1 protein-coding gene and 1 pseudogene are annotated in these 2776 nt (G+C 62.7%); both read right to left on the bottom strand.

Features of this window, described 5'->3' with window-relative positions; genetic code table 11:
• Positions 1–2332, bottom strand: a 2332-nt coding sequence (locus MA09_RS00010; protein ID WP_051933039.1) for a M1 family metallopeptidase, incomplete at its 3' end; no start/stop codon positions are given.
• 113 nt (positions 2333–2445) lie between these two features.
• A pseudogene (locus tag MA09_RS00005) lies at positions 2446–2776 on the bottom strand (aminopeptidase); the annotation flags it as partial.

The raw sequence follows: 2776 nt of genomic DNA, 5'->3' as shown, positions 1-2776 counted from the left end.
CGAGCTTGGTGTTGAAGTCACGCATCAGGTTGTTCGCCGGTTCACGCTCGGACTTGAACAGTTCCAGGCGCGACGGGGTCGCTTTCGCCGGCCACGCGTTGTTGCTCACGTCAATGTCGGCGGTCTCCCAGTACGGGTCCTGGACCAGGCCCACGATCGGCTCGTCGGTGACGAACAGCTTGGTGATCTTCTTGGGCGAGTAGCGCCATACCTCGGCCGGAATGCGCTCGATGTATTTCTTGCCGCTCTTGGTCGTGATCTCCACGATCAGCGGCATCACCAGGCCGCCCTTGTTCGAGAAGTCCACCAGGTACAGGTGCTTGCCTTCCTTGAGCAGGGCCTTTTCCCAGTCCTCCAGGCCGTTAATCAGCTCGTTGTACTTGTTGCGGTCCTTGTTGGTGACGGTGAAGTCGTCGTTCTCGTTGTAGAAGTCCTTCAGCTCCGGGAAGCGGTCGACGCGGCGCTCCATGCCCTTGTTGCGCTGGTCGGTGATCGAGATCGGCTCTTCCTGCTTGCGCGCGCGCGCCCAGGCCTTCTCGATTTCCGGATCCTTGGTGCTGACGGTGTATTCAAGGATGCCGTCGACGCTGATGTCGACCGCATCGGTGGTGTAGAACCAGCCGCGCCAGAACCAGTCCAAGTCGGTGCCGGAGGCATCTTCCATGGTGCGGAAGAAGTCGGCCGGGGTCGGGCGCTTGAACTTCCAGCGTTCGGCGTATTCCTTGAAGGCGAAGTCGAACAGCTCGCGGCCGAGGATGGTCTCGCGCAGGATGTTCAGCGCCGTGGCAGGTTTCGCGTAAGCGTTGTTACCGCGCTGGATGGTCGATTCGGCATTGGTCATGACCGGCACCTGGTTGGTGCTGCGCATGTAGTCGGCGATGTGCCGCGCCTCGCCGCGACGCGACGGGTAGTTGTCTTCCCAGGCTTCCTCGGCCAGGAACTGCAGGAAGCTGTTCATGCCCTCGTCCATCCAGGTCCACTGGCGCTCGTCCGAGTTGACGATCATCGGGAAGTAGTTGTGGCCGACTTCATGGATGATCACGCTGATCAGGCCATACTTGGTGCTCTTCGCATACGTGATCTCGCCGGTCTTCTTGTCCTTGACCGGGCGGCCGGCATTGAACGAGATCATCGGGTATTCCATGCCGCCGATCGAGCCGTTCACCGAGATCGCGGTGGGGTAGGGATAGTCGAAGGAATACTTGTTGTACTGCTCGATGGTGTGGATCACGGCCGCCGTCGAATAGCGCTCCCACAGCGGGTTGCCTTCCTTCGGGTAGTAGGACATCGCCAGCACGTCCTTGTCGCCCGACTTGATACCCTGGGCGTCCCAGATGAACTTGCGGCTCGAGGCAAAGGCGAAGTCGCGCACGTTCTTGGCCTTGAAGTGCCAGGTCTTGGTTGCCTTCGAGCGGCCCTTCTCGGCGGCTTCGGCTTCGGCCTGGGTGACGATCACGACCGGCTTTTTCGCATTGCGCGCCTGGCGCAAACGGTCGCGCTGGGCCGCGGTGAGCACCGCATCCGCGTTCTGCAGCTCGCCGGTGGACGCGACCACGTGGTCTGCCGGGACGGTCAGCTGCACGTCATAGTCGCCGAATTCCAGCGTGAACTCGCCGTCGCCCATGTATTGCTTGTGCTGCCAGCCCTTGACGTCGTAGTAGGCCGCCATGCGCGGGAACCACTGGGCAGTCAGGTAGATGTCGTTGCCGTCGTCGAACTTCTCGAAGCCGGTGCGGCGGCCGACGACGTTCGCTTCGGGGATGTTGAAGGTCCAGGCCAGGTTGAAGGACACGCGCGCGCCCGGCTTGAGCGGCCGCGGCAGATCGATCCGCATCATGGTCTTGTTGACCGTGTGGCGCAAGGCGCGGCCATCAACGCCGGTCACGCTGGTGACCTGGATGCCGCCTTCGAAGCGCCGCTGTTCGAGCGTAGCCTTCAGGGTGTCGAACTTGACGCCGTCGTTGCCGCGCGCTTGCCAGGCTTCGCGCGAGGGCAGGGTGGAGATGCGGCGGTTGTCCGAATCGGCGCGGAACATGTTCTGGTCCAGCTGCACCCACAGGTAGGACAGCGTATCCGGCGAATTATTGGTGTAGGTGACGGTGCCCGAACCGGTGACGGCGCGCTTGTCCTCGTCGAGCGTGGCGCGCAGGCGGTAGTCGGCTCGCTGCTGCCAGTAGCGGTGGCCCGGGGCGCCGGAGGCGGTGCGGGTGTCGGTGGCGGTCGGCAGCAGCTCGTCGAGCTGGCGGAACTTGTCGTCGAAGGCCGGCGCGGCCACTGCGCTCGCCGCCAGGAACATAGTGGCCAGCGCCACCTGCAGTTGCTTCATCTTCATGCGAATTTTCTAACGATAGTCTTCATCAATAAACAAACGGCAGGGCGCGAGCCCTGCCGGTAGGTGAAAGCGAAGGCGCGGGCACAGGCCCACGCCAGGACACCTCAAGCCATTTACTCGGCCTTCGGTGCTTCGTCCTTCTGGCCCGGGGCCCTCGGTGGTGCGAGCTTGGTGTTGAAGTCACGCATCAGGTTGTTGGCCGGTTCACGCTCGGACTTGAACAGTTCCAGGCGCGACGGCGTTGCTTTCGCCGGCCACGCGTTGTTGCTCACGTCGATGTCGGCGGTCTCCCAGTACGGGTCCTGGACCAGGCCCACGATCGGCTCGTCGGTGACGAACAGCTTGGTGATCTTCTTGGGCGAGTAGCGCCATACCTCGGCCGGAATGCGCTCGATGTATTTCTTGCCGCTCTTGGTCGTGATCTCCACGATCAGCGGCATCACC

The sequence above is a fragment of the Massilia sp. BSC265 genome (genome assembly GCF_000740675.1).
GTDB lineage: Bacteria > Pseudomonadota > Gammaproteobacteria > Burkholderiales > Burkholderiaceae_D > Telluria.
This window is presented reverse-complemented; position numbering and strand designations above follow the sequence as displayed.